The following is a 22,058-nucleotide window of genomic DNA, read 5'->3' on the forward strand; positions in this document are numbered from 1 at the left end:
AACCCGCCGAGTCGGCTCGTTCTAACGCGCCGACTCGGCGCGAAAACCGGTCAGAACGAGCCGGCTCGACACAGATTCTGGTCAGGACGCGCCGACTCGGCGCGAAGACCCTTACCTGCGCAGCAGGGTTCGTAGGTTCTGAGTCGGGTCGGCGAGATCAGCAGGACGTACGTCGACACCTCGGTCGATCAGGCGACGGGCTGTCTTGGCGGCAGCCGGGTCGTCGACCGCGACCGCGCCGATGACCTGCTCACCGCGGAGCGTGAACACCGAGAAGGGCGGCTCGCCGAGGGTTCCGCGTACGACTGTCTGATGCTCAGCATCAGGCGACCGCATCTCGCCGACCCCCTCGACATGGAGGCCGTAGCGGTCCGACCACCACCAGGGCGCGGTGACGGGAGGCGGCTCGGTCTCGAGGATCGTCGCCGTCGCCCGGGCACCGTCCAACTGGGCGGCCTCCCAGTGCTCGGCGCGGTGGTGGTCGCGGAGACGGGCGCAGTCTCCGACCGCGAGCACCGACGGGTGGCTGGTCACCTGACCAGCGTCGACCAGGATGCCGCGCGAGGTCTCCAGGCCCGCGGCCTCGGCGAGCCCGGTCTCGGGGACCAGGCCGACGGCCAGGAGCACGGCGTCGAACTCACGCGAGTCCGGCTCACCCTTCAGTTGCACCGCGACGCCGGTCGACGTCTCCAGCACCGTCTCGACCGTGGTGGTCAACGCCTCCACCCCATGTGCGGCGTGCAGGCCGTGCAGCCACCTGGCCGCCTCGATCCCGACCGCAGCGGCGAGAGGCGGCGAGAGCGGGTCGACCAGCACGACCTCGGCCCCCAGACCACGCGCGGTCGAGGCCACCTCCGCGCCGATCAGTCCCGCCCCGACGATCAGCAGGCGAGCCCCGGGCACCAGCTGCGTACGCAGCCGGTCGGCGTCAGCGACCTCCCGCAGCACATGGATCGGCGATCGGTCAGGTACGACGGGGCGATTTTGTCCATTACTCACCGGTAGACCGACCGAAACGTCCCGTCGTACCTGAGCGACGGCTGGCAGCACGGCCCGGCCCCCCGTGGCGAGCACGATCTTGTCGGCAGTAAGCACCCGTCCGTCGGCGAGCTCGACCTCGCCGGCGGCCGGGCGGATCGCGACCGCGGCGGCTCCCCCGACCAGCGAGATCTCCTGGTCGGCGTACCACTGCTTCGGCTGCAGCACGATCGACTCGAGGTCGCGGCCACCGGCGAGATACTCCTTGGACAGCGGCGGGCGGTCGTAGGGGAGCGCGTCGGCGGAGATGAGCGTCAGCTCACCGGCGTACCCGTTCTTCCGGAGCTCCGCGACCGTCGACACACCGGCGATCCCACCACCGACGACGAGAACGGAGGAGACGGTCAAGGCCGCTCGCCCGGATACAGGTAGACCTCGCCGTCACGCACCTCGACGCGGTGCGGCACGGTGTCCCGGATGGCCGGGAGCCCGTCGACCTTGCCGGTCTTGAGGTTGAACCGAGAGGAGTGCAGGGGGCACTCGACGTCGCCTTCCTCGACCCAGCCCTCGGCCAGCGATGCGGTCTCGTGGGTGCAGGTGTCGTTGAGGGCCCAGCAGGTGCCGTCGTCGTCGCGCAGGATCGCGATGTCGTCCTCGGTCCCGGTGACGTCGGAGGAGATGGCGATCCCCTCACCCTCCGGGATGTCGTCGAGGGAGGCGACGCGGATGCCTGTGCTGTTTCCGTCGTTTCCACTATTTCCGGTCATGACTCCATCTTCTAACGAGCCGGCCACCTCCGAAGAGGTGGCCGGCTCGTTTCGTGCGTCAGGACCGGATCAGTCCGGGCAGGTGTCGCGGTAGTCGGACAGGTAGTACGAGGTCGGCGCCGGGCACAGGAACTGCGAGTAGCGGGTGTCGTCGTCGACGTACCTCTTCAGCCAGGTGACAAACAGGCGCCCTTGCCAGTCGTCATCGGTGGCAGCAATCATGTGCCCGGCGTTGTTGATCTCGCCGTACGCCTTCTCCGGGGCCCCGGTGGCCGAGTTGTAGAAGGGGATGGAGTGCGAGCTGACCGACGCGATGGAGTCGTTCTCCGCGCCGATGATCATCGTCGGGATCCGGATGCCGGGCCAGGTCTTGTCGGTGTGCCAGGGCTGCAGCGCGACCGCGGCCTTGATCGATGAGTCCTGGTTGGCAGCGGCGAGCGTGCCACCGCCGCCCATGGAGTGGCCCGAGACCGCGATCCGGGACTCGTCCAGACGCGAGGCGACCGCGGAGGAGGCGCTGCTCTTCAGGTAGCTGACCGCAGCCAGGATCTGCGACCCACGGCTGTCGGGCTGGTCGTAGCGGGAGTTCGTGTCGATGGCGAAGACCACGAACCCGTGGGAGGCCACCCGGCGCGCGACGGCGGAGTAGGAGGACGAGGAGGCCGTGTATCCGGGGGCGAGCACGACACCGCCGTACGTCCCCTGGGTGGTGGAGGTGGGGTAGTAGATCGTCCCGCCACCGAACCCGGACACCCATGAAGAGACCGAGGTGGTGGAGAGGGAGAACGTGCCGTTGTCCAGAACGCTGGCCGAGGTCGGGTTCGGTCCGCGCTCGTAGGGGCTCGCCGCGTCGGATGGCGCGACCAGTCCGAAGAGGGGGAGAGTGACTGCCGCGGCGACCGCGGCGATTCGGAGTGAAAGTGATCTGAGCACCGAGCATGCTCCTTCGTCCGTCCGTCCCCGGGCTGTCCGGGGTTCCGGTTGCTACTCGAAGGTAGGGGCGCGGCCGGGCATCGGGCACCGGCACGGAGGCAGAACCTCATTGGGCGGATGTCACAAAACAGAAACACCGCGGCAATCAGAAACACGGCGTACGCAGGTCCGCATCGTCCTCGACCCTGACGGCAGCCGGGCGATCTCAGGGGAAAGCCCGATGCCATACGTACCGCCGCTACCTATTGTCGGGGTGTGACCACGACAGAGACCCCCACCGCTCGCCCATCACGCGAGCGTCGACCACACATCAGCCTCTTCTGCTTCCGGGCTGTGGCTGTCGTGGTTGCGCTCTTCGCGATCGGGCAACCGATCTTCATCGGCTCCTACTTCTCCGGAACGTTCGAGGCATTGGGCCTCCATTCCGCCGGCGCGGCGGCGCTGCAGCTCTTCGGCCTGCTGCTTCCCATCGCCGCGGTCGCCGTCGTCGCGATGCACGGGCGCTGGTGGTTCCTCGTCTGGTCGGTCACGCTCTTCCTCCTCATTCACACCCAGGCGGCCCTCGGCTACGCCCGAGCCCTCGACCTCCACGTCCCGATCGGAGTGCTCACCGTCGGTGTGGCCGTCGCCCTGGCCATCGCCTCCCTGCGCCGCGGCGCCGGCAGCCCGCGGGAGGCCCGGCGATGAGACTCGGACGACGCACCCTCCTGGGCGCGGGACTGGCCGCGCCGCTCGTTGGATCGCTGGCCGCCTGCGGCGAGGCTCCCGAGCAGACCGGGCGGATGCTGCGCAGCGCGGCGAGACTGCCCGAGGCGTACGCGACACCGTTGCCGCTGCCGCCGGTCAAGCGACCCTCCGGCGATCTCATCGAGATCGCGCAGCGCCCCGCGACGGTGGAGATCCTGCCCGGGCTGAGGACCGAGATGATGACGTACGACGGGGTCTTCCCCGGCCCTACGCTGGAGACCCGCCGGGGCCAGGCCGTGACCGTACGCCACACCAACTCCCTCACGCTGCCGACCGCAACACATCTTCATGGCGGGCACACGCCCGCGGACAGCGACGGCTGGCCGACCGACCTGCTGCTGCCGCCCGGGTTCGAGCCGCCTGCGGCCGAGAAGCCCGGTGCCGATCACTCCGGGCACGACGGCGGGCACGACGCCGGACACGCCGGACATGGCGGCGGCCCCGAAGCCATGCACGACCCGGGAGCTCAGGTCACAACCGGAAAACGGGACTACCGCTATCCGCTCGAGCAACCGGCCGCGACGCTCTGGTACCACGACCACCGGATGGACTTCACCGCCCCGCAGGTGTGGCGTGGGCTGGCCGGATTCCACATCATCCGCGACGACGAGGAGGACGCGCTCTCACTGCCTCGGGGAGAGCGGGAGATCCCGCTGATGATCGCCGATCGCGCCTTCGACGAGGACGGCGCGCTGCGCTATCCCGCGCTCGACCCGGAGCTGCTCGGCCAACCCGGTGTCGAGGACCGCTACATGGCCGGTGTGCTCGGCGACGTCATCCTCGTCAACGGCGCCCCCTGGCCGGAGGCGGAGGTCGACGCGGCGCAATACCGGCTGCGCCTGCTCAACGCCTCCAACGCCCGCCGCTATGCGCTGCGTCTGCGAACCGCCGACGGGAAGCCGGTGGCGTTCACCCAGATCGGCTCCGATGGTGGGTTGCTGGCCCGCCCGGTCGAGCACGACGTGGTCACGATGGCCTCCGGCGAACGGTTCGACGTCGTCGTCGACTTCCGTTCGCTGGCGCCCGGGACGACCGTCGAGCTGCGCAACGACCTCGGCACCGGCCGGACCGCACAGGTGATGAGGTTCCGCATCGCCCGCCGGGCGCCCGACGACGTCCGGCTGGCCGATCGGCTGGCCGATCGACTGGCCGATCGACTGGCCGATCGACTGGCCGAGAGGCTCGCGGACGTACCCGAGCCCGAGAAGCCCGAGGGCGCGGTCGTCCGCAAGTGGCACTTCCGCCGCGAGGCCGTGCACGGCCGCATGGGCTGGGGGATCAACGGCAAGCCGTTCGACCCTGCCGTGCCGCAGGCCCAGGTGCCACTGGACAACACCGAGATCTGGGAGTTCTTCACCGACGCCCACCACCCCGTCCACGTCCACCTCTCGCCCTTCCAGGTCCTCCGCCGCGGCAACCGCGGCCCGGGACCGATGGACCACGGCTGGAAGGACACCGTCGACGTACGTCCCTACGAGGCCGTCCGGGTCAGGGTGAGGTTCGAGAAGTACGCCGGTCGGTTCCTCATCCACTGCCACAACCTGGAGCACGAGGACATGGCGATGATGGCCGGCTTCGAGACGATCTGAGGTCGAGGGTTCAGCTCGCGTCGAGCCGCTTCTCCATGTCGTCGAGCATCGCCTCGACCTTCCGGTAGGTGTGTGAGCCGTAGGCGCCGATGCCCCGCTCGGCAGCGAGCGCGTCGCGCATGGCGTCCAAGTAGCGCACCTGCAGGATCACCGTCTGTTCCATCACGTCGGGCCTGATGGTGGGTGCCTCGCGGACGCCCGCGAGCACCCGCGGGAGGATCCGGTCCTTCAGCTTCGTCACCAGCTGCGGGTCGATGGGCTCGCCGTCGATGGTCTGCGACTCCAACGGTCCGAGGTTGTCGATCGCATCCTCGCCGACCTGACGCAGCAGCGCCCGGACCGCGTCGCGACGATCCGCCGACGACTCGCCCGGGAAACGCATCCGGCGGATCACCGCCGGAAGCGTGAGACCGAAGAGCACGAGCGTGATGAGTGCGACCAGGAACGCGGCGAGCACCACGGTCGCGCGCTGGGAGGTGCCGACCGGGATGGTGTGGGCGGCGGCGACTGTGACCACACCACGCATCCCGGCCCAGCCGATCGTCACGAAGCCGCGGGTCGTGATCGGCTCGCGCTCCTCGAAGTCGATGTCCGCACGGCCCCGCGCCAGCCGTCGGCGCGCCGAGGTGATCCGGGAGTCCTCCCGGTCGTCGGCAGGGGTCAGCGAATCGAGCTTCTCCTCGAACTCGTCCAGGCGGGCGCGTACCTGGTCCGGATTCTGCTGCCGATCCCGGAACACCGGCCCGGCGAGCCCGATGAACCGCAGCAGGACCAGCATGACGAAGACGACGAGGACGAGGCCGGCCAGCTCGCTCGGAGTGGTCTCGCCCCGGGCGGCGTCGACGAGCGCGGGCAGCTGATAGCCCATCGCCAGGAAGACGCCGCTCTCGAGGATGAAGTTGAACGTCGTCCAGGTGGTGGCCTGGGTCTGCCGGTCGCGCGCGCTGAACCGGCGGCTGCCGAGCGCGCCCGTCACCAGACCGGCGACGACGACGGCGAGCACCCCGGACGCGTTCAGCTCCTCGGCCGGGAAGTAGGCGATGAACGGCACCGCGAAGGAGATCGTGGTGTTGAGCACCGGATCGTCCAGGCGCTGGCGGAGCAGCACCGTGAGCCAGCCGACGAGACCGCCGATCACGAGCGCACCGAGCACCGCCCACCCGAACTCCAGGGCCGTACGCCCCAGCGAGAACGAGCTGGTCGCGGCGATCCCGGCGACGGCCGTCCGGAGGACGACGAGCGCGGAGGCGTCGTTGACCAGGCTCTCGCCCTCCAGCACCGTCATCACCCGCGGCGGCAGCCCGACCCGGCGCCCGATCGCCGTCGCCGCCACCGCGTCGGTGGGACTGACGACCGCACCGAGCGCGACCGCGAGCGGGAACGAGATCGCCGGGAACAGCAAGTGGACGACCGCACCGATCACCACCGCGGAGACGATCACCATCACGACCGAGAGCCAGCTGATCAGCCGGAGGTTCCGCCGGAAGTCGATCACCGGCAGGTTGACCGCGGAGGAGTAGAGCAACGGCGGCAGTACGCCGGCCAGGATCCATTCCGGATCGAGCTCGATCTCCGGCGCCCCCGGCAGGTAGCTCGCCCCGATCCCGAGCCCGACGAGCAGCAGCGGCGCCGCAACCCCCGTACGCCGCGAGAAGACCGAGGCGGCGATCATGATCGCCAGCGCCGCCCCGCCGATCAGCAACACCTGATGCTCCACGTTCGGGAGTCTAGGTGTGACCGGCTGCCAGATCAGGGAGCGGCGACCGGCGATCAGCCAACCTGGCCGTCACACGCACTTCGTCATGGCCTCCGTGAGCTTCTCGTCACCCATCAACGTGGAGACTGACGCCGAGTCGGTGATGGCGTCGATGTCCACGTTGTCCATGAACGCAGCCGACATGCAGCTCGCCTGGTCGTCGGTCATGCCCGCCTTGGCGTACATCTCGGTGAGGTAGTCCTCGAAGCCGTCCGGGTCGTTCCTCGGGTCGGGGACGTCCCCGGCAGCCGGCACGGACGGCGCAGCCTCGGCGCTGTTCGCGGCCTCGGCCTCCGCCGCGGGCTTCGCGTTCGGCTCCTCGCTCTCGGAGCCACCACACGCGGTGGCCGTGGCCAGGAGCATCACGGGGACGGCAACGGCAGACGCCATGCGGCGAACAATGATCTTCATGTTCGACATCATCGTCAGGTCGCTCGCGGACTGTCCACATAAGTGCGCAGAAGTGCGGAAACGTTGGGTTCTCATCGTCAGCGATCCCGGGCGAGTGTCATCACCTCGTGGCGTACGCGACGACCTGCTGTCCGATCGGCGAGAGCCTGCCCTCCTCGACCACCAGGTCCCAACCGTGGCCCAACTCGGCGGGTACGAACTCCGAGGACGTGGCCTCCGCCAGCGCGCGGGCTGCGTCGGCCTCCTCGGGCCCGTCGCTGTCCTCCGAGATGGCGATCATGCCAGGCGTCTGGATCTTGTCGGCGACCGTGGCCAGATCGACGCCGGCCCAGATCGACGGTCCCGAGAGGTCGACCCAGCCGTCGACGTCCAACCCCGCGGCAACGGCCCGCACGGTCTGGCTACCACCCATCGAGGCACCGACCAGCACGACCGGTGTGTCCGGCCACTGCTTCCTGACCTCGCCCAGCGCCGCCCTCACCTGCGGCACCGGGTCGTCGAGGTCCTTGATCCCGCAGTCGGCCGCGCCGTAGCCACACTGGTCGAAGGAGAGACCGGCGACGCCTTCCAGAGCCGCAAGCGTCGCGAAGTCACCCCAGCCGCAGCGGTCCCCGTCGGTCTGATGAAGCATCACCAGCACCGCCGACGGCTCCCGGCCACCCGGCGGCGAGAAGCGGATGGCCGGCAGGTCGAGCTCCGCGCCGGACACCTGCATCGGCTCCACCCCGACGTCGGTCTCCGGCAGGAAGCACGAGGTCAGCTCACCCTGGATGTACGGCCCGCCGGTCGGCAGCGCGGGTCCGGACTCCTTCGCCTCCCCTGGATCCTCGACACCGTTCTCCGCCCCACACCCGGTCAGCAACATCCCGATGACCGCTACCCCTGCCACTGCACTCTTCACGCTCCGCATATGTCAATATTGACATATGCCAGACTCCGCAGCACCCGTTTCCAACCTCGGCTTCGCGATCCTCGGCCTGCTTGCGCGACGGGCGAGCACGGGCTATGAGGTCGCGCAGCGGATGCGCAAGCCGATCGGCTACTTCTGGACCGCCCGCCACTCGCAGATCTACCCGGAGCTGAACCGTCTCGACGCCGTCGGACTGGTCGAGCACGAGGTCATCGAGGGAGCCGGGCCCCGGCCGACGAAGCGATACCGGATCACCCCTACCGGCCAGACCGCCCTGGCGGCTTGGGTCGTCGGAGACCTCGAACCCCAGCCGGTCCGTGACCTGGAGATCCTCCGGCTGTGGTCGATCTGGACCGTGGACCCCGACGCCGCCCACGATCTGATCGGGCGGCTCGAGGGCGCCCACCAGAGCGCCCTCGACCGCTACCTCGAGGAGCTGGCCGAGATCTCCGACAGTCCGGGCACCCGCGATCCCTCGAACCCGTTGTTCGCGAGCCGGATCACGCTCGAGGGAGGCATCCGGTCACGGCGTACGGCACTGGAGTGGTGCGCCTGGATGCGTGCGGAGCTCGCGGCCGCCGAGCGCTGATCAGCCCAGGCCGGAGACCTCAGCGGCGATCGTGGTGTCGTCGCCGTGCCCGGTGTGGACGACCGTCTCGCCGGGAAGCGGAAACAGCTTGGCCCGGATCGAGGACTCGATGGTCGGCCGGTCGCTGAACGAGCGCCCGGTGGCCCCGGGACCGCCCTGGAACAGGGTGTCGCCGGTGAAGACGCACCCCAGCGAGGGCACCGACAGGCAGACCGCCCCCGGCGCGTGACCAGGCGTATGCAGGACGGTCACGTCGGTGTCGCCGATCTCGATGACCTGTCCGTCGGAGAGATCGGCGTCCCACAGCTCGTCGGGGTGGGCGAGCTCCCACAGCGGCCGGTCGTCGGGGTGCAGCAGGATCGGGGCCTGAACGATCTCCCGCAGCGCCGGTGCCATCCCGACGTGGTCGTCGTGGGCGTGCGTGCAGACGATCGCCTTCACGCGGCGACCGTCCACCACCGCCAAGATGTCCTCCACCGAGTGCGGTGCGTCGATGACCAGGCACTCCTGGTCGTCGCCGATCACCCAGACGTTGTTGTCCACCTGATGCGTCTCGCCGTCGAGGCTGAAGGTGCCGCTCGTGACACCGTGGTCCACACGTACGGTCATCAGAGCATCACCACCGAGCGCAGGACCTCGCCGCGGTGCATCTTCTCGAAAGCCGCTTCGATGTCCTCGATCCCGATCTCCTCGCTCACGAAGGCGTCCAGGTCGAGACGTCCCTGGCGATAGAGGTCGACCAGCATCGGGAAGTCACGGCTGGGGAGGCAGTCGCCGTACCAGCTGGATCTTAGGGCGCCACCGCGACCGAAGACGTCGATGAGCGGGATCTGCGGCACGGTCATGTCGGGTGTGGGCACGCCGACGAGCACGACGGTGCCGGCCAGGTCGCGGGCGTAGAAGGCCTGCTTCCAGGTCTCGGGGCGTCCGACCGCCTCGACGACGATGTCGGCACCGTCGGCACCTTCGTACGTCTCCGAGCAGATCCGCCGGATCTCCTCGACCGGGTCGGTCTGCGAGGAGTCCACGGTGTGCGTCGCGCCCATGGCCGCGGCGCGCTCGAGCTTCTTGGGGTCGATGTCGACGGCGATGACCGGGCTCGACCCCGCGAGCGCCGCACCGGCGATCGCCGCCACCCCGACTCCACCGCACCCGATGACCGCCACCGACCTGCCGCGGGTGGCGCCGCCGGTGTTGATGGCGGCGCCGATACCGGCCATCACGCCACAGCCGAGCAGGCCGACAGCGGCAGGCCGCGCCTCCGGGTCGACCTTCGTGCACTGCCCCGCAGCGACCAGCGTCTTCTCCGCAAAGGCGCCGATGCCCAACGCGGGCGACAGCTCCGTGCCGTCCTCGAGCGTCATCTTCTGGGTCGCGTTGAACGTCGCGAAGCAGTACTGCGGCTCACCGCGCTTGCAGGCCCGGCAGCTGTCCCCGGCATACCACGCGGCCAGATGGGGCCGCTCGCGGACGGCGGCGAGGCACGCGATGACCGCCTCGACCACGCGTCGGCGGGGGTCCGAGAGGTCGGCGGTGGCCTGGGCGACCTGGGTGGTGATCAGCCGCGCCTCACGGTGGGCGAAGGCCTGGATCAGGGCACCGAAGGCGCGCGGATCCCGGTTGGCGGCGGCGTAGCAGAGCAGGACCTTCCTCCCCGCGGGAATGGTGACGTCGTGGATCGTGACGTCGCGAGTGGTGGTCCGCAGCAGCTCCTCGACTGCGGCCGGGACGTCGTCCCGCGCCAGCTCGTCCTGAGCAGTCGTCAACCCGCCGGTCGAGCTGAACGTCTCGTGGTCGAGGACTGCCGCGAGGACGTCGTCATACCTGGTCAGGACCCAGTAGTCGCCTCGGGCGACATGGTGCACCGGGTCGTGCTCCCGCAGCGCGGCGTACATCCGCCACGGGTCGGCCCAGGTCTCCCCGGTCGGCGCGACGTACTCGATCGACCGATGAGACATCTCGCCCGGCATGTCTCATACACTCAACAGGACTGCAGTTTTGCCAAGGGCGCGGCGAGATATCGTGACACCGACCACACCCGTGGCGGGACGTAGTTGGTGCCACAGCCCCCCGAGCCCGGAAGTCTTTGTGTGTAGCCTCTGCGGCGGCCGTCGCGAACCCCGCGTCAACCGAAGACAGTCCGACCACTATTGTTGTGTGATCGGCGTCACAAGAAGTATCGAGCAAGGAGGCGTAAATGAGCACGACACCTGAGGGCGTGCAAGACGGTGCGGCAGCAAAACGTGGAGCATTCTCGTCGCGGCAAGTCTTCATCTTCGCGGCGATCGGCTCCGCCGTGGGCCTGGGCAACATCTGGCGTTTCCCCTACGTCGCCTACGAGAACGGCGGTGGCGCGTTCGTCATCCCCTACATCGTGGCGCTGCTGACGGCGGGTATCCCGTTCCTCTTCCTCGACTACGCTCTGGGCCACCGCTACCGGGGCTCCGCGCCGCTCTCCTTCGCACGCCTCCGTAAAGGCACCGAGGGCCTGGGCTGGTGGCAGGTCGGCATCTGCTTCATGATCGCCGTCTACTACGCAGCAGTGATGGCGTGGGCCGTGCGCTACGCGATGTTCAGCGTCACCGAGGCCTGGGGAGACGACCCCGAGGGCTTCTTCTTCGGCAAGTTCCTCCAGGTGGGCGACCCGGGCGTCGACGCCACCCCCGTATGGGGCGTGCTGATCCCGCTGCTGCTGGTGTGGATCGCGATCGTCGCCGTCCTGCTGCTCGGCGTGCAGAAGGGCATCGGCCGGACCGCCTTCTTCTTCATCCCGGTGCTCGTCGTGGTCTTCGGGATCCTGGTCGTTCGCTCGCTGTTCCTCCCGGGTGCGGGCGAAGGCCTGGACGCACTCTTCACCCCGAACTGGGGCGCGCTGACCGATGCGACGGTGTGGGCTGCGGCGTACGGACAGATCTTCTTCTCGCTGTCCATCGGCTTCGGCATCATGATCACCTACTCCTCTTACGTCCACAAGCACACCGACATGCCGGGCTCCGGACTCGTGGTCGGCTTCGCCAACTCCGGCTTCGAGCTGCTCGCCGGTATCGGTGTCTTCGCCGCGCTCGGGTTCATGGCGCAGGCCAGCGGTGTCGCTGTCGGCGATGTCGCCACCTCTGGCGTCGGACTGGCGTTCGTCGCCTTCCCCGCGATCATCAGCGAGGCGCCGGCAGGTGCCCTGCTCGGGGTGCTCTTCTTCGTCTCTCTGGTCATCGCCGGCTTCACCTCGATGGTGTCCATCGTCGAGGTCGTGATCTCCGGTGTGCGTGACAAGTTCGACATGACCCGCAAGGGCGCCACCATCGCGGTCACCGTGCCGATGGCCCTGCTCAGCCTGGTGTTCTTCTCCACGACGAGCGGGCTCTACGTGCTCGACATCCTCGACCACTTCATCAACCAGTTCGGCATCCTGCTGGTCGCCGTGATCTCCATGCTGGTCCTGAGCTGGGGGCTGCGCGTCCTGCCGGCGCTCGGTGACCACCTGTCCGACGGCAGCTCCATCACAGTCGGTGCCTGGTGGCGGATCCTGGTCAGCATCGTCGCCCCGATCGGCCTGATCCTCGTCCTCGGGCTCTCCTTCTGGGAGGACGTGAAGACCCCTTACGGCGGAAACCCGGGCTGGATGCTCGCCGTCTTCGGCTGGGGCGCTGCCGGTGCCGTCATCGTCTTCGGGTTCCTGGCCGCTCGGGCCAAGTGGCGAGACCCCGAGATCCTGTCCGAGGTTCACATCAACAAGAAGGGAGCAGAGTCATGAGTGGTGCAGCCATCGTCATGATGCTCGTCGCGATGCTGATCATCTGGGGAGGCCTGGCTCTGGCCATCGTCAACCTGCGACGCAGCCCCGACCTTCCGCACGCGGACGAGGTCCGGCGCGACCTCTGACGGTCGACTGACCGGACCCAGACACAGGGGCCTGTCTCTGAGCGTGGCGCGACGCCACCTCGGGGACAGGCCCTGTCGCGTCGGCGAGCTCCGCCGGTTGGGCTCTGGACACAATCGGCGGACCTTGAGTTGTCGCGAACGGGCAGCGGCCTCGCCGGCCCGGGCGGCGACGATGAACCCATGAACTCAGCCGCTCGCACCTCTTCGCCGCGCCGAGTCGCCGTCGTCGGCGCCGGCATGGTCGGTCTGTCCACCGCGTGGTTTCTCCAGGAGTCCGGCGTCGATGTCACGGTCGTGGACCGCGACGGCGTCGCTGCCGGGTCGAGCTGGGGCAACGCCGGCTGGCTGACGCCGAGCATCGCGGTGCCCCTTCCCGAGCCGTCGGTTCTGCAGTACGGCCTGCGCGCGGTCCTCAGTCCGTCGTCACCGGTCTACGTGCCGCCCACCGCGAACCCCCGGCTCCTGCGCTTCCTCGCCCAGTTCGCCCGCAACTGCACCCCCGCGCGCTGGCAGCAGGCGATGCGGGCGCTGATCCCGCTCAACAACGACGCGCTGGTTGCGTACGAAGAGCTCGAGCGGGGTGGCGTCGAGGCGCGGACCCAGGCGGCGAGCCCGTTCACTGCCGCGTTCCGGAGCGTCGAGGACAGTCGCGCGCTGCTGGACGAGTTCGAGCACATCGAAGCGTGCGGTCAGCGGGTGGACTTCGAGGTGGTCGACGGTGACCGGGCACGGGCCGAGGAGCCCGCCCTCGCCGGGAGCATCGAGACCGCCATCCGGATCCACGGTGAGCGATTCATCGATCCCGCCGCGTACGTGCACGCGATCGCAGACTCGGTGCAGAAGCGGGGCGGGCGGCTGGTGGCCGGGACCCCGGTCGAGGAGATCCGGTCCAGCGAAGGCGAGGTCGTCGTCGCGGGCGAGCCCTATGACGCGGTCGTCGTCGCGACCGGCGCCTGGATCGGCGCTCACGGACGGCAGTTCGGGGTCCGGCGCATCGTCCAGGCCGGCCGCGGCTACTCGTTCACGGTCAAGGTCGACGACGTTCCGCGTGGTCCGGTCTACTTCCCGACCCAGCGGCTGGCCTGCACTCCGGTCGGCGACCGGCTGCGGATCGCCGGAATGATGGAGTTCCGCGATGCCGACGCACCGCGCGACCCGCGCCGGATCGACGCTCTCGTGGGGGCGGCCCGGACCCTGCTCGAGGGCGCGCACCTGGACCAGCGCGAGGACGAGTGGGTCGGCGCGCGGCCCTGCACCTCGGACGGCCTGCCTCTGATCGGCGCCTCCCGGGACCCGCGGGTCTTCATCGCCGGAGGTCACGGGATGTGGGGCGTCACTCTCGGCCCGGTGACCGGACGGTTGCTCGCCGAGCAGATCGTCTCCGGCGTACGCCCCGAGCAGCTCCGCGCCGTCGACCCGCTGCGCTGAGCGCGATTCATCCTTCGCGGCCGTCTCGCGCTCGGAGTCGGGCGATCTCCAGACGGAGCCCGAGCCGCTGCTGGGGGTCCTCGAGGTCGATCGGGCACAGCGCGACGATGCGTGTCGCCCGGTTCCTGACGGTGTTCGGATGCACCCCGAGCGATCGGGCGGCACGCTTCGGCTCACCCCAGAAGTCGATCATCGCCTCGAGCGTGTCGACCAGGAAGGTCGCGCCGTCGTGGTCGAGCAGCTCCCGGAGCGGCGATACGAACGGACGGCTCTCCTGTCCGTGAACCGCCCGCGTCAACACGACCGACGGCCACCCCTCGGCGACGGTGACGACAGGAGCGCCGTCGCCTCCGGCAGCGGCGAGCTCCGCGGCGGTCGACCGCGAGTCCTCGAGCTCGCGTGGAGTGGCCACGGCGGTGCCCACGTACATCCGCACCGCAGCGTTCGTCCGGCCCTCGCCACGGACCAGGTCGGCAAGCCAACCGTCCGCTCCAGGACCTGAGGCTCCGTCGCGGAGGACGGCGTAGACGTGGTCATCGAGATCGGCGACCACCGGTCTACGCCAGCCACGTCGGCGGCAGAGCGCCTGCCACAGCTGACAGCGGGCCTCCGCCTGCAGGTCTGCCGGTCCGGCCAGGACAGCCACCCGCCACGGACCGTCCTCGAGCCACTCCGGCTGCTCGGTCGCCGCCCCGCGCACCACGGACCGGACCTGGTCGAGCTGGACCTGCTGGTGGAGCTCGGCCTGCGCACGCAGCCTGAGCAGGGAGAGGGCGACGAGCTCGGTGGCCGCTTCCAGCTCACGTTCGTGCCCGGGCGCGAGCGGGTTCGCGGGGATCGCCCAGATCGATCCCAGCCACTCCCCGCCGGCACGGACCGGGACGACGTAGCGCGCCTTGACACCGCCGGCGCCCGCGGGCACGAAGAAGGGGGCGTCGGACCGTGCCATCCGTCGGAAGACTCCCAGCGAGCGGAAGTGGTCGCGCACCTCGCGAGGCACCCGGCGGCCGACGATGGTCGCCGTCCGGGCATCGTCGACGTCGGACTGACCACGGGAGTAGGCCAGGACGTGCGAGCTCGCGTCCTCGATCGTCACCGGAGCGTCCAGCAGCGAGCTGATCCGGTCGGCGACGTCGAAGAGATCGTCGTGGAGGTGGTCGGCCGACCCTCGTGCAGGCGCCGAGGAGGTTTCGATGGCCGAGCGGACGACTGCGAGCACCGAGCTCAGCGACGCCCCCTCGACCATCCCGAGCAACGGCAGGCCGGCCTCGGCGCACCGCCGGGCGACATCTGCATCGTCGGCCAGCGAGCGGCGCACGAGCAGGCCAGAGGCGTCGGCGCAGGCCGAGATGATCGCCAGCACCTGTCCGGCCTCCGTGGCCCCGACCACCGTCACCAGCTCGCCACGTCCTGCCGCAGCCTCTTCGCCCACCTCGGTGATCTCAAGCCCGAAGATCGGTCGAGACTCGCCCGCCACGACGACCTCGACGAACCCTCGAGGCAGGGCCTCGGCCAGGCCAGCGGCGGTGATCACAGCGCCACTGTGCCACTGTCCGCCGCGCTCGCCTCCCGTGACATCGGCACAGGCAGAGCCGTCCAGATTGCGCGGAAGCACGCATTCACGCCTGGAACTCGCCAGAAAAACGGACGAGGCCCCGCAGGTGCCGAGCGGCCTCGGCCGATGTCACTGCTCCTGTCACCTGCCGGGTCAGCGTCCGCCACCAGCGGGGCGAGCCAGGCGTCGAAGGATGTCGGGGCGATGAGGGCGTCCGCTCCGGGCAGTAGTACGTCGCCAGCCATGGCCGAGCCGAAGATCCCCGACCACGTCGGCACCAGCCGAACGTGTCGGCCACGCACCTGGTGCGTACGACGGGCCATGTCGACCAGGTCGTGCGGGTCGGGCCCGGCGACGTCGACGTGGCGCCCCCGGGGTTCGCCGGCGACGACCTGCGCGAGCACATCGGCCACGTCGGCGGGCGCGACGGGCTGCACGAGCAGCGGCGCGATGGTGGCCACCCTGTCGCGCTCGGTCCAGCCGGCCACCATCTCGGCGAAGTCATGGAACTGGGTGGCCGGCACGATGGTCCAGGGCACCGGCCCCGCGGAAACAAGCCGCTCCTGCGCCCTCTTGCCCGCGTAGTGAGCGTTGCCCTCGACCCGGTCGATGCCGACGATCGAGAGCAGCACGTGGTGCCGGACACCGTGTCGCTGCTCCGCGGCCAGCAGATTGCTGGTCGTGTCGGTGAAGAACGACACGGTCTCGACCTCGTCCGCGGCCGGTGCGTTGGTGACGTCGAGGACCGCCTCGACCCCGGCCAGCGCCTCGTCGAGCCCTTCGCCGGTCGACAGGTCGACCCCCAGCGCACGACTCATCCGCGTGACCTCGTGACCGCCACGCTCGAGCGCCGCCACCGCCAGTGACCCGATGTTCCCTGTTGCTCCAGCAACCGCAATACGCATGACAACTCCCTCTTCGACGAATGGGTCTCCGTGACGCTATCACCGACATCAAAGGTCCACAATATCGATGATAGGATGAAGTCATGAAGCTGCCGTTGAGCACCGAATGGGTCCTGCACTGCGCCACGAGCCTGGCGCAGCTCGACCCAGGCACCAGCGTCTCGACCGCGCAGCTGGCCGAGTACTTCGATCTCCCCGCGCCCTATCTGGCCAAGCAGCTCAAGGCGCTGGTGAAGGGAGGCGTCCTGGCCGCCACCACCGGCCCGCGCGGGGGATATCGACTCGCACGGCCTGCCACGCAGATCACCCTGCTGGAGATCGTCGAGGCCGTCGATGGTGAGTCCGTGCCGTACGAGTGTCGCGAGATCCGCCAGCAAGGACGAGGCGCGCTGCCACCCGAAGATTGCCGAACCACCTGCATCCTGGCCGAGAAGATGGCCGAGGCCCACGAGGCCTGGCGAAGCAGCCTCGCCCAGGTGACTCTCGACGGCGTCCTCGCTGCCCTCCCGACGACGGCGCCGGCGCGCACCCGGCGACTGATGACCGGATCGTCAGGTCGATAGCGGCGTCGTTGTTCACGGCTCTCCCGCCCGTGTCGCGCTGCGTTCGGCGAGGACGAGGGGAACTGTGACGGCAGCGAGCGCGGCGCCGATCCAGGCCACGGCCGTGATGGACGCACCAGCATTGAGTACGACGCCGGCCATGAGGGGCACGAAGCTGATTCCGAGCTGGAACGCGGACACGGTGGTGGCTCCGGCCAGAGTCGGGGCACTGGCGGCGAGGGCGAAGACGCGTCCGTAGAGGGCGGGGTTGATCACGAAGCCGGATACTCCGAGCAGGAACACGAGCGGGATGACGGCGAGTGCCTGCGTGGCAAGGGATGCGATGAGCACGGCAGCGATCCAGGCATCGGGGATTCGGGTGACATTGCCCATCGCGGCAGCCATGGGCGTACCGCTCGACGAGATCGTCGCCGCGCCGCGGATCGTCGATCCGCGAATGCCCCAGAAGGCCCAACGAAGCGGTGGTCGCGTCATCGTCCCGTTGTCCAGGAACCAGGGCGAGCCGAAGGCCTACAAGCTCACCATCCCCGCCAGTGAGTCCGCCCCGGCCACCCGCACCCACCCAGGCTACGAGTGGCTCTACGTGCTGAGTGGCCGGCTCCGCCTGATCCTCGGCGACTACGACCTCACTCTCGGCCCAGGAGAGGTCGCCGAGTTCGACACGCAACAACCCCACTGGTTCGGGTCGACCGGCAAGGGAGACGTCGAGATCCTCAGCCTCTTCGGCGGACGGGGCGAACGGGCACACCTCAGAGCCCGAACCACACACCGTCCCCGTCAGGGATAGGCCGCGACCGTTTCCGGCTGCCCGGTGTCATTCCGGTCGTCGGGCACCACGTCGGGCGGAGTCTGGTGGCCGCTGGGGTGGTCCGTGGCCGTGCACCAGCCAGTTCACGGGAAGCCGGGTCAGCTGGTGGAGCATGGCGTGGTCGTGCGTGTCGTCGTCCCCGCGCAGGTGCACCGGCGGCACATAGAAGCAGTCGCCGAGGAAGGCCACGCCGGACTCCGTGTCGAGGACGATCGCCGAGTCCGGGGCATGGCGACCGCCGACGTGACGCACGACGAGGCCGGGCGCAACCAGCAGCTCGTGGTCGAACGTGCGGGTTGGCGGCACCACCACGAGCTCGGCCCAATCCGGTACGGCGCGAGAGCGGGCAGCGACGCTGCGTGCCATCCGCGGGTGGTCACGCACGACCTGTGCGGCGTACGCCTCCGACCAGGGCCGCGCCGCGTCCTCGCGAAGGACCTCGAGTCCGGCTGCGTGACCGACGATGTCATTGACTCCCCACACACTCGCGCCCCACACGTGGTCCCAGTGGTGATGGGTGTAGACGATCGTGCTCACCGGTGACAGCCCTTCGGCCAAGGCGGCGGCGCGCACGGTCCGTGCGTGTGCGGGTCCGTTACCGGCGTCGATGAGCACGCTCCGGTCGCCCAGATCCACCAGGGCGACACAGAGTTGGGTCCGGCTCTCGTCGGGATGATGGGGATAGAGCCACACCCTGCCTGCCAGGTGCCGGAGCCTCGTCGGGCAGGGTCCGAGCGAGCTCCATGGCCGCGTCGCTGATCCGGCGGCCGGATCTGACGGCCGCCAGCAGCATGGCCATCCCGCCCTGCTCGTCGGCCTGCCAACAGACGAGGTTCTCCTTGGTCGTGAACCTGCGGTACAGGGTCGCGACGGAGACGCCCGAGGCTTCGGCGACGTCCTCCATCCGCACGTTGCCGTAGCCGCGTTCGGCGAACAGCCGCACCGCGATCGCCGAGACGTCTCGCATGACGCGGGTGCGCTCCCGTGCCCGGGCCTCCTGCATTGCGCTGGACATGGATGATCCTGTTGCTGACGGGGCTGGGCGTGATCGCGCTCGGAGCCCTCTGGTTCCTCCAGGGGTCGGAATTGGTGCACATCCAGCCCGTGCTGTGCGCCGCCGACTGCGAACCGGTCGTGGGGCACCAACCGGTCTGGCAGCTGGCTGGCGTGGTGGCAATACTCACCGGCGCACTCGCGTCCCTTGCGGCCCTCCGGAAGCTGCGCCGCTGAACCGCGCCCTTTGGGCGTCGGCAGCCGACTCCGAAAATGAGTAAAGCCCCAGGTGATCCCTGGGGCTACTCACGTGCGCGAGGGGGGAGTTGAACCCCCACGTCCTTTCGGACACACGGACCTGAACCGTGCGCGTCTGCCTATTCCGCCACTCGCGCGTGCAGCAGAGGAAACGTTAGCCCACGCGCGCCCGCCGCCCCAAAACGACGGCACCCCGCCCGCCTTGACGCTGGTGGTCACCGGATCGTGGGAGGATCGAAACCACGCAGAATGCGAGAAGTGGCAGATCCCCTAGGGTGCACCGATACGATCGGGCCGAATCCGGGGGCACCACTGTGCCCGTACGCGACTGACCACCCGACCCGACCGGCCCACCCGGCACCTGAGAGGAGCATTGACGTGAGCGGCCTGCAGAAGTTCGAGCAGAAGCTGGAGCAGTTCATCTCAGGCGCTTTCGCCAAGGCGTTCCGGTCCGAGGTGAAGTCGGTGGAGATCGTCGCCGCGCTCCAGCGCGAGATCGACAACAACGCCCAGGTGCTCAGCCGCCAGCGGCGCCTGGTCCCCAACGACTTCTTCGTGGAGCTGTCCGCCAGCGACCTGGGCAAGCTGGAGTCCTACGGGCCCCACCTCAAGGAAGAGCTGAAGCGGCAGCTGATGGACCACGCCGAGGCACAGGGGTTCGTCTTCCCCGGCCGGGTGAGCATCGAGTTCGGCGAGGCGAAGGACCTGACCATCGGCCGGTTCCGGGTGCGCAGCCGCGCCCAGGCCGCCGTCTCCGGCGCCGACATGAGCGACACCCAGGTCAGCCGCGCCCAGGCCTACCTGGAGATCAACGGCACCCGGCACCCGCTGCACGGCAACCTCGTCGTGGGCCGAGGCACCGACGCCGATCTGCGCATCAACGACCCCGGCATCAGCCGCCGCCACATCGAGTTCCGCTCGAACCAGGCCGGCGACCGTGTGCGCGTCGAGGTCTATGACCTCGGCTCGACCAACGGCATGCTGGTCAACGGGCAGAAGATGGCGAGTGCCACCTTGGACGACGGCTCTCAGGTGCGCATCGGCACCACCGTCATCACCGCGCACATCGTTGAGGAGCGCAGTTGAGCGAGCGTAAGCGAGCGACCATTCAGACCCTCACGGCGCCACGTCCGTACCCTGGCGCCTGCGCAACGGAGGTGGCGGCGTGAGCGAGCTCACCCTTTTTCTCATCCGGGTCGCCTATCTGGCGATTCTGTGGATCTTCGTGCTGGCCGCGCTGTCGGTGATTCGCTCCGACATGTTCGGCGCGCGGGTCACCAACGCCTCCGCGGGCCAGCCCGCGGCGCCGCCGGCTCGCGGCAAGGCCCCCGCGGCGAGGGCGCCGAGGCGCGGCGTACCCACGCATGTCGCCGTCACCACCGGCTCCAACGCCGGTGTGACCGTGCCGCTCTCGCAAGCCCCCATCGTCATCGGCCGCGGCAGCGATGCCGCGATCATCCTCGACGACGACTACGCCTCCACCCGCCACGCCCGGATCGCCGTCTCTGGCGACCAGTGGTTCGTGGAGGATCTCGGATCGACCAACGGCACCTACATCGGGTCCGTCCGGATCAATCAGCCGACAGCCATCTCTCTCGGGACCCAGGTGCGCATCGGTAAGACAATCCTGGAGTTGCGCAAGTGACCGCTGCGACCGATCCAACCTCTGACCCCGCACCCAACCCCAGGCCTGTCGACGGCCGACCCTTCCGCCTCGAGTTCGCGGCGGTCTCCGACGTCGGCCGGGTGCGCAAGGACAACCAGGACAGCGGTTACGCCGGCCCCTGGCTGTTGACCGTCTGCGACGGTGTCGGCGGCGCGGCCCGCGGTGACATCGCCTCCAGCACCGCCGTCCAGCAGTTGCGCAAGCTCGACGAGGAGCCGGCCCTCGGGCTGGTCGACGACGACCTGATCGGCCTGGTCTCCCACGCGCTGCACATGGCCCACGACGAGATCGGCCACCTGGTCGACCACGACCCGACGCTCAACGGCACCAGCACGACCTCGACCGTCGGATTCTTCGACGGCGCCAAGCTGACCGTCGGTCACGTGGGCGACAGCCGCGCCTATCTCCTCCGCAACGGCGCGATCCACCAGGTCACCCACGACCACACCTTCGTGCAGACGCTTCTCGACGAGGGACGGATCACCGAGGACGAGGCCAAGACCCACCCTCACCGCAACCTGATCCTCAAGGCCCTCGACGGGACCCGGGAGCTCGAGCCCGACCTGTTCATCGTCGACCTCGCCGCTGGCGACCGGCTGATGTTCTGCAGCGACGGCGTCTGCGGCTACGTCGACGACCCGCGGATCGCCGACATCCTGGCGACCGGCACGCCCGAGTTCGCAGCGGTCGAGCTGGTCCGGGTCTCTCTCGACTCCGGCAGCACCGACAACGTGACCTGCGTGGTCGCCGATGTGGTGCCCAGCGACACCATGCCGTCCGCGGGCCTCGAGGCCCAGATGGTGGGTGCGGCGGCCGAGCTCAAGCGGAGGACCACCAAGACCGGCCAGATGACCGCCCTGTTCCGCGGTCACCGGATGGGCGACACCGGCGAGCTGGACCCGATCGACGAGGAGATCCCCGACGGCGCGATCGCCTCCGACCCGGAGGAGATGCGCTACGCACTCCAGGCGCCGAGCAAGCACCCGAAGCTGCGCTGGACGTTCGGGCTGATGACATTCCTCGGTGTCGTCTGGATCGCGGTCGCGACAGGGTACGTCTGGTCGCAGAACCAGTGGTACATCGGCGAGCAGGAGGGCAACGTCACGATCTTCCGTGGCGTACCCACCACGATGGTCGGCTTCGATCTCTCCGAGCCCTACCAGACCTCTGACCTGAAGGTCGCCGACCTCGCCGAGACCTATCAGAACCAGCTCGAGGACGGCATCCACAGCAAGGACCTGGCCGGCGCCCAGGAGAAGGTGCAGTCGCTGGCGGACCAGAGCGCTGCGGACGCGGGCAGCGGGTCATGAGCGAGCGGCAACG

At 69.3% G+C, this 22,058-nt stretch carries 25 protein-coding genes and 1 tRNA gene; 12 read left to right on the forward strand and 14 right to left on the reverse strand.

All coding sequences use genetic code 11. The features are described from left to right. Positions 1-111: 111 nt before the first annotated feature. From ABZZ22_RS03250 to ABZZ22_RS03260, 3 genes are all read right to left on the reverse strand, one after another. Complete coding sequence (locus ABZZ22_RS03250) at positions 112-1,386, reverse strand: FAD-dependent oxidoreductase (protein WP_354926765.1); 1,275 nt, start codon at positions 1,384-1,386, stop codon at positions 112-114. Next, positions 1,383-1,745, reverse strand: coding sequence for a non-heme iron oxygenase ferredoxin subunit (locus ABZZ22_RS03255; protein WP_354926767.1), 363 nt, complete (start codon positions 1,743-1,745; stop codon positions 1,383-1,385). Before ABZZ22_RS03255 ends, ABZZ22_RS03250 begins: the two co-directional genes overlap by 4 nt. Positions 1,746-1,814: 69 nt before the next feature. Then, positions 1,815-2,678 (reverse strand): alpha/beta hydrolase, encoded by an 864-nt coding sequence (locus ABZZ22_RS03260; RefSeq protein ID WP_354926769.1) that lies wholly within the window; start codon positions 2,676-2,678, stop codon positions 1,815-1,817. Positions 2,679-2,933: 255 nt separating this feature from the next. On the opposite strand from ABZZ22_RS03260, the gene ABZZ22_RS03265 reads away from it, so the two are divergent. Together ABZZ22_RS03265 and ABZZ22_RS03270 are read left to right on the forward strand one after the other, a co-directional pair. Then, positions 2,934-3,365 carry a hypothetical protein gene (locus ABZZ22_RS03265; RefSeq protein WP_354926771.1) on the forward strand — a complete coding sequence of 144 codons (432 nt, stop codon included), beginning with the start codon at positions 2,934-2,936 and terminating at the stop codon, positions 3,363-3,365. Then, positions 3,362-5,014, forward strand: coding sequence for a multicopper oxidase domain-containing protein (locus tag ABZZ22_RS03270; RefSeq protein WP_354926773.1), 1,653 nt, complete (start codon positions 3,362-3,364; stop codon positions 5,012-5,014). Before ABZZ22_RS03265 ends, ABZZ22_RS03270 begins: the two co-directional genes overlap by 4 nt. Before the next feature lie 10 nt (positions 5,015-5,024). Here ABZZ22_RS03270 and ABZZ22_RS03275 read toward each other — a convergent pair whose 3' ends face one another. From ABZZ22_RS03275 to ABZZ22_RS03285, 3 genes are all read right to left on the reverse strand, one after another. Next, positions 5,025-6,731, reverse strand: a complete 1,707-nt coding sequence (locus ABZZ22_RS03275; RefSeq protein ID WP_354926775.1) for a sodium:proton antiporter — start codon at positions 6,729-6,731, stop codon at positions 5,025-5,027. Between the two features lie 69 nt (positions 6,732-6,800). Then, positions 6,801-7,160: a hypothetical protein gene (locus ABZZ22_RS03280; RefSeq protein ID WP_354926777.1), complete on the reverse strand. Its 360-nt coding sequence runs from the start codon at positions 7,158-7,160 to the stop codon at positions 6,801-6,803. Positions 7,161-7,281: 121 nt separating this feature from the next. Next, positions 7,282-8,091 (reverse strand): alpha/beta hydrolase, encoded by an 810-nt coding sequence (locus ABZZ22_RS03285; RefSeq protein ID WP_354926779.1) that lies wholly within the window; start codon positions 8,089-8,091, stop codon positions 7,282-7,284. Between the two features lie 16 nt (positions 8,092-8,107). Between ABZZ22_RS03285 and ABZZ22_RS03290 the strand changes: the two genes are divergently transcribed. Then, a complete protein-coding gene (locus ABZZ22_RS03290; protein WP_354926781.1) occupies positions 8,108-8,680 on the forward strand; it encodes a PadR family transcriptional regulator in 573 nt (190 codons plus the stop codon). Here ABZZ22_RS03290 and ABZZ22_RS03295 read toward each other — a convergent pair whose 3' ends face one another. Together ABZZ22_RS03295 and ABZZ22_RS03300 are read right to left on the reverse strand one after the other, a co-directional pair. After that, a complete protein-coding gene (locus tag ABZZ22_RS03295) occupies positions 8,681-9,289 on the reverse strand; it encodes an MBL fold metallo-hydrolase (protein ID WP_354926783.1) in 609 nt (202 codons plus the stop codon). Further along, positions 9,289-10,650, reverse strand: coding sequence for a zinc-binding dehydrogenase (locus ABZZ22_RS03300; RefSeq protein WP_354926785.1), 1,362 nt, complete (start codon positions 10,648-10,650; stop codon positions 9,289-9,291). The genes ABZZ22_RS03295 and ABZZ22_RS03300 overlap by 1 nt, the downstream gene beginning before the upstream one ends. A gap of 227 nt (positions 10,651-10,877) precedes the next feature. Here ABZZ22_RS03300 and ABZZ22_RS03305 point away from each other — a divergent pair, with 227 nt between their 5' ends. The 3 genes from ABZZ22_RS03305 (at position 10,878) to ABZZ22_RS03315 (ending at position 13,987) form a co-directional block, all read left to right on the forward strand. Further along, the gene (locus tag ABZZ22_RS03305) at positions 10,878-12,431 is read left to right on the forward strand and encodes a sodium-dependent transporter (RefSeq protein WP_354926787.1); all 1,554 of its coding nucleotides are present in this window, start codon (positions 10,878-10,880) and stop codon (positions 12,429-12,431) included. Beyond that, complete coding sequence (locus ABZZ22_RS03310; RefSeq protein WP_292649456.1) at positions 12,428-12,559, forward strand: methionine/alanine import family NSS transporter small subunit; 132 nt, start codon at positions 12,428-12,430, stop codon at positions 12,557-12,559. Before ABZZ22_RS03305 ends, ABZZ22_RS03310 begins: the two co-directional genes overlap by 4 nt. A gap of 180 nt (positions 12,560-12,739) precedes the next feature. Further along, a complete protein-coding gene (locus tag ABZZ22_RS03315) occupies positions 12,740-13,987 on the forward strand; it encodes an FAD-dependent oxidoreductase (protein ID WP_354926789.1) in 1,248 nt (415 codons plus the stop codon). Positions 13,988-13,994: 7 nt separating this feature from the next. On the opposite strand, the gene ABZZ22_RS03320 is transcribed toward ABZZ22_RS03315, so the two are convergent. After that, complete coding sequence (locus ABZZ22_RS03320; protein WP_354926791.1) at positions 13,995-15,521, reverse strand: helix-turn-helix domain-containing protein; 1,527 nt, start codon at positions 15,519-15,521, stop codon at positions 13,995-13,997. Continuing rightward, positions 15,518-16,447 (reverse strand): NAD(P)H-binding protein, encoded by a 930-nt coding sequence (locus ABZZ22_RS03325; RefSeq protein WP_354926793.1) that lies wholly within the window; start codon positions 16,445-16,447, stop codon positions 15,518-15,520. The genes ABZZ22_RS03320 and ABZZ22_RS03325 overlap by 4 nt, the downstream gene beginning before the upstream one ends. A gap of 83 nt (positions 16,448-16,530) precedes the next feature. Between ABZZ22_RS03325 and ABZZ22_RS03330 the strand changes: the two genes are divergently transcribed. Then, on the forward strand, positions 16,531-17,010 hold the full coding sequence (locus tag ABZZ22_RS03330) for an Rrf2 family transcriptional regulator (RefSeq protein ID WP_354926795.1): 480 nt from the start codon (positions 16,531-16,533) through the stop codon (positions 17,008-17,010). Between the two features lie 12 nt (positions 17,011-17,022). Here ABZZ22_RS03330 and ABZZ22_RS03335 read toward each other — a convergent pair whose 3' ends face one another. After that, positions 17,023-17,340: a hypothetical protein gene (locus ABZZ22_RS03335; protein WP_354926797.1), complete on the reverse strand. Its 318-nt coding sequence runs from the start codon at positions 17,338-17,340 to the stop codon at positions 17,023-17,025. Here ABZZ22_RS03335 and ABZZ22_RS03340 point away from each other — a divergent pair. Further along, positions 17,333-17,797, forward strand: a complete 465-nt coding sequence (locus ABZZ22_RS03340; RefSeq protein WP_354926799.1) for a cupin domain-containing protein — start codon at positions 17,333-17,335, stop codon at positions 17,795-17,797. The two genes, ABZZ22_RS03335 and ABZZ22_RS03340, sit on opposite strands and share 8 nt — an antisense overlap. A 27-nt stretch (positions 17,798-17,824) precedes the next feature. Here the strand turns inward: ABZZ22_RS03340 and ABZZ22_RS03345 are convergent, their stop codons facing one another. Both ABZZ22_RS03345 and ABZZ22_RS03350 read right to left on the reverse strand, forming a co-directional pair. Beyond that, entirely contained in the window at positions 17,825-18,511 is a 687-nt protein-coding gene (locus tag ABZZ22_RS03345) for an MBL fold metallo-hydrolase (RefSeq protein ID WP_354926801.1), read from the reverse strand. Continuing rightward, positions 18,414-18,833 (reverse strand): helix-turn-helix domain-containing protein, encoded by a 420-nt coding sequence (locus ABZZ22_RS03350; RefSeq protein WP_354926803.1) that lies wholly within the window; start codon positions 18,831-18,833, stop codon positions 18,414-18,416. Before ABZZ22_RS03350 ends, ABZZ22_RS03345 begins: the two co-directional genes overlap by 98 nt. Before the next feature lie 2 nt (positions 18,834-18,835). On the opposite strand from ABZZ22_RS03350, the gene ABZZ22_RS03355 reads away from it, so the two are divergent. Further along, on the forward strand, positions 18,836-19,048 hold the full coding sequence (locus ABZZ22_RS03355; RefSeq protein WP_354926805.1) for a hypothetical protein: 213 nt from the start codon (positions 18,836-18,838) through the stop codon (positions 19,046-19,048). A 74-nt stretch (positions 19,049-19,122) separates the two neighbouring features. On the opposite strand, the gene ABZZ22_RS03360 is transcribed toward ABZZ22_RS03355, so the two are convergent. Beyond that, positions 19,123-19,206: transfer RNA gene (locus ABZZ22_RS03360), tRNA-Leu, on the reverse strand. Positions 19,207-19,447: 241 nt separating this feature from the next. Between ABZZ22_RS03360 and ABZZ22_RS03365 the strand changes: the two genes are divergently transcribed. From ABZZ22_RS03365 to ABZZ22_RS03375, 3 genes are all read left to right on the forward strand, one after another. Next, positions 19,448-20,155 (forward strand): DUF3662 and FHA domain-containing protein, encoded by a 708-nt coding sequence (locus tag ABZZ22_RS03365; protein ID WP_354926807.1) that lies wholly within the window; start codon positions 19,448-19,450, stop codon positions 20,153-20,155. A 79-nt stretch (positions 20,156-20,234) separates the two neighbouring features. After that, the gene (locus ABZZ22_RS03370; RefSeq protein WP_292649482.1) at positions 20,235-20,714 is read left to right on the forward strand and encodes an FHA domain-containing protein; all 480 of its coding nucleotides are present in this window, start codon (positions 20,235-20,237) and stop codon (positions 20,712-20,714) included. Further along, positions 20,711-22,045 carry a protein phosphatase 2C domain-containing protein gene (locus ABZZ22_RS03375; RefSeq protein WP_354926809.1) on the forward strand — a complete coding sequence of 445 codons (1,335 nt, stop codon included), beginning with the start codon at positions 20,711-20,713 and terminating at the stop codon, positions 22,043-22,045. Before ABZZ22_RS03370 ends, ABZZ22_RS03375 begins: the two co-directional genes overlap by 4 nt. Positions 22,046-22,058: the final 13 nt, after the last annotated feature.

It is taken from the genome of Nocardioides sp. NPDC006273, assembly GCF_040613495.1.
In the GTDB taxonomy this organism is placed as follows: Bacteria; Actinomycetota; Actinomycetes; order Propionibacteriales; family Nocardioidaceae; genus Nocardioides.

Bases quoted from the DNA above. Each gene is read 5' to 3' on its own strand.
- ABZZ22_RS03255 (WP_354926767.1), bottom strand. From the start codon at position 1,745: ATGACCGGAAATAGTGGAAACGACGGAAACAGCACAGGCATCCGCGTC.
- ABZZ22_RS03270 (WP_354926773.1), top strand. From the start codon at position 3,362: ATGAGACTCGGACGACGCACCCTCCTGGGCGCGGGACTGGCCGCGCCG.
- ABZZ22_RS03280 (WP_354926777.1), bottom strand. From the start codon at position 7,160: ATGGCGTCTGCCGTTGCCGTCCCCGTGATGCTCCTGGCCACGGCCACC.
- ABZZ22_RS03285 (WP_354926779.1), bottom strand. From the start codon at position 8,091: ATGCGGAGCGTGAAGAGTGCAGTGGCAGGGGTAGCGGTCATCGGGATG.
- ABZZ22_RS03290 (WP_354926781.1), top strand. From the start codon at position 8,108: ATGCCAGACTCCGCAGCACCCGTTTCCAACCTCGGCTTCGCGATCCTC.
- ABZZ22_RS03295 (WP_354926783.1), bottom strand. From the start codon at position 9,289: ATGACCGTACGTGTGGACCACGGTGTCACGAGCGGCACCTTCAGCCTC.
- ABZZ22_RS03300 (WP_354926785.1), bottom strand. From the start codon at position 10,650: ATGCCGGGCGAGATGTCTCATCGGTCGATCGAGTACGTCGCGCCGACC.
- ABZZ22_RS03305 (WP_354926787.1), top strand. From the start codon at position 10,878: ATGAGCACGACACCTGAGGGCGTGCAAGACGGTGCGGCAGCAAAACGT.
- ABZZ22_RS03310 (WP_292649456.1), top strand. From the start codon at position 12,428: ATGAGTGGTGCAGCCATCGTCATGATGCTCGTCGCGATGCTGATCATC.
- ABZZ22_RS03315 (WP_354926789.1), top strand. From the start codon at position 12,740: ATGAACTCAGCCGCTCGCACCTCTTCGCCGCGCCGAGTCGCCGTCGTC.
- ABZZ22_RS03325 (WP_354926793.1), bottom strand. From the start codon at position 16,447: ATGCGTATTGCGGTTGCTGGAGCAACAGGGAACATCGGGTCACTGGCG.
- ABZZ22_RS03330 (WP_354926795.1), top strand. From the start codon at position 16,531: ATGAAGCTGCCGTTGAGCACCGAATGGGTCCTGCACTGCGCCACGAGC.
- ABZZ22_RS03340 (WP_354926799.1), top strand. From the start codon at position 17,333: ATGAGCACGGCAGCGATCCAGGCATCGGGGATTCGGGTGACATTGCCC.
- ABZZ22_RS03350 (WP_354926803.1), bottom strand. From the start codon at position 18,833: ATGTCCAGCGCAATGCAGGAGGCCCGGGCACGGGAGCGCACCCGCGTC.
- ABZZ22_RS03355 (WP_354926805.1), top strand. From the start codon at position 18,836: ATGATCCTGTTGCTGACGGGGCTGGGCGTGATCGCGCTCGGAGCCCTC.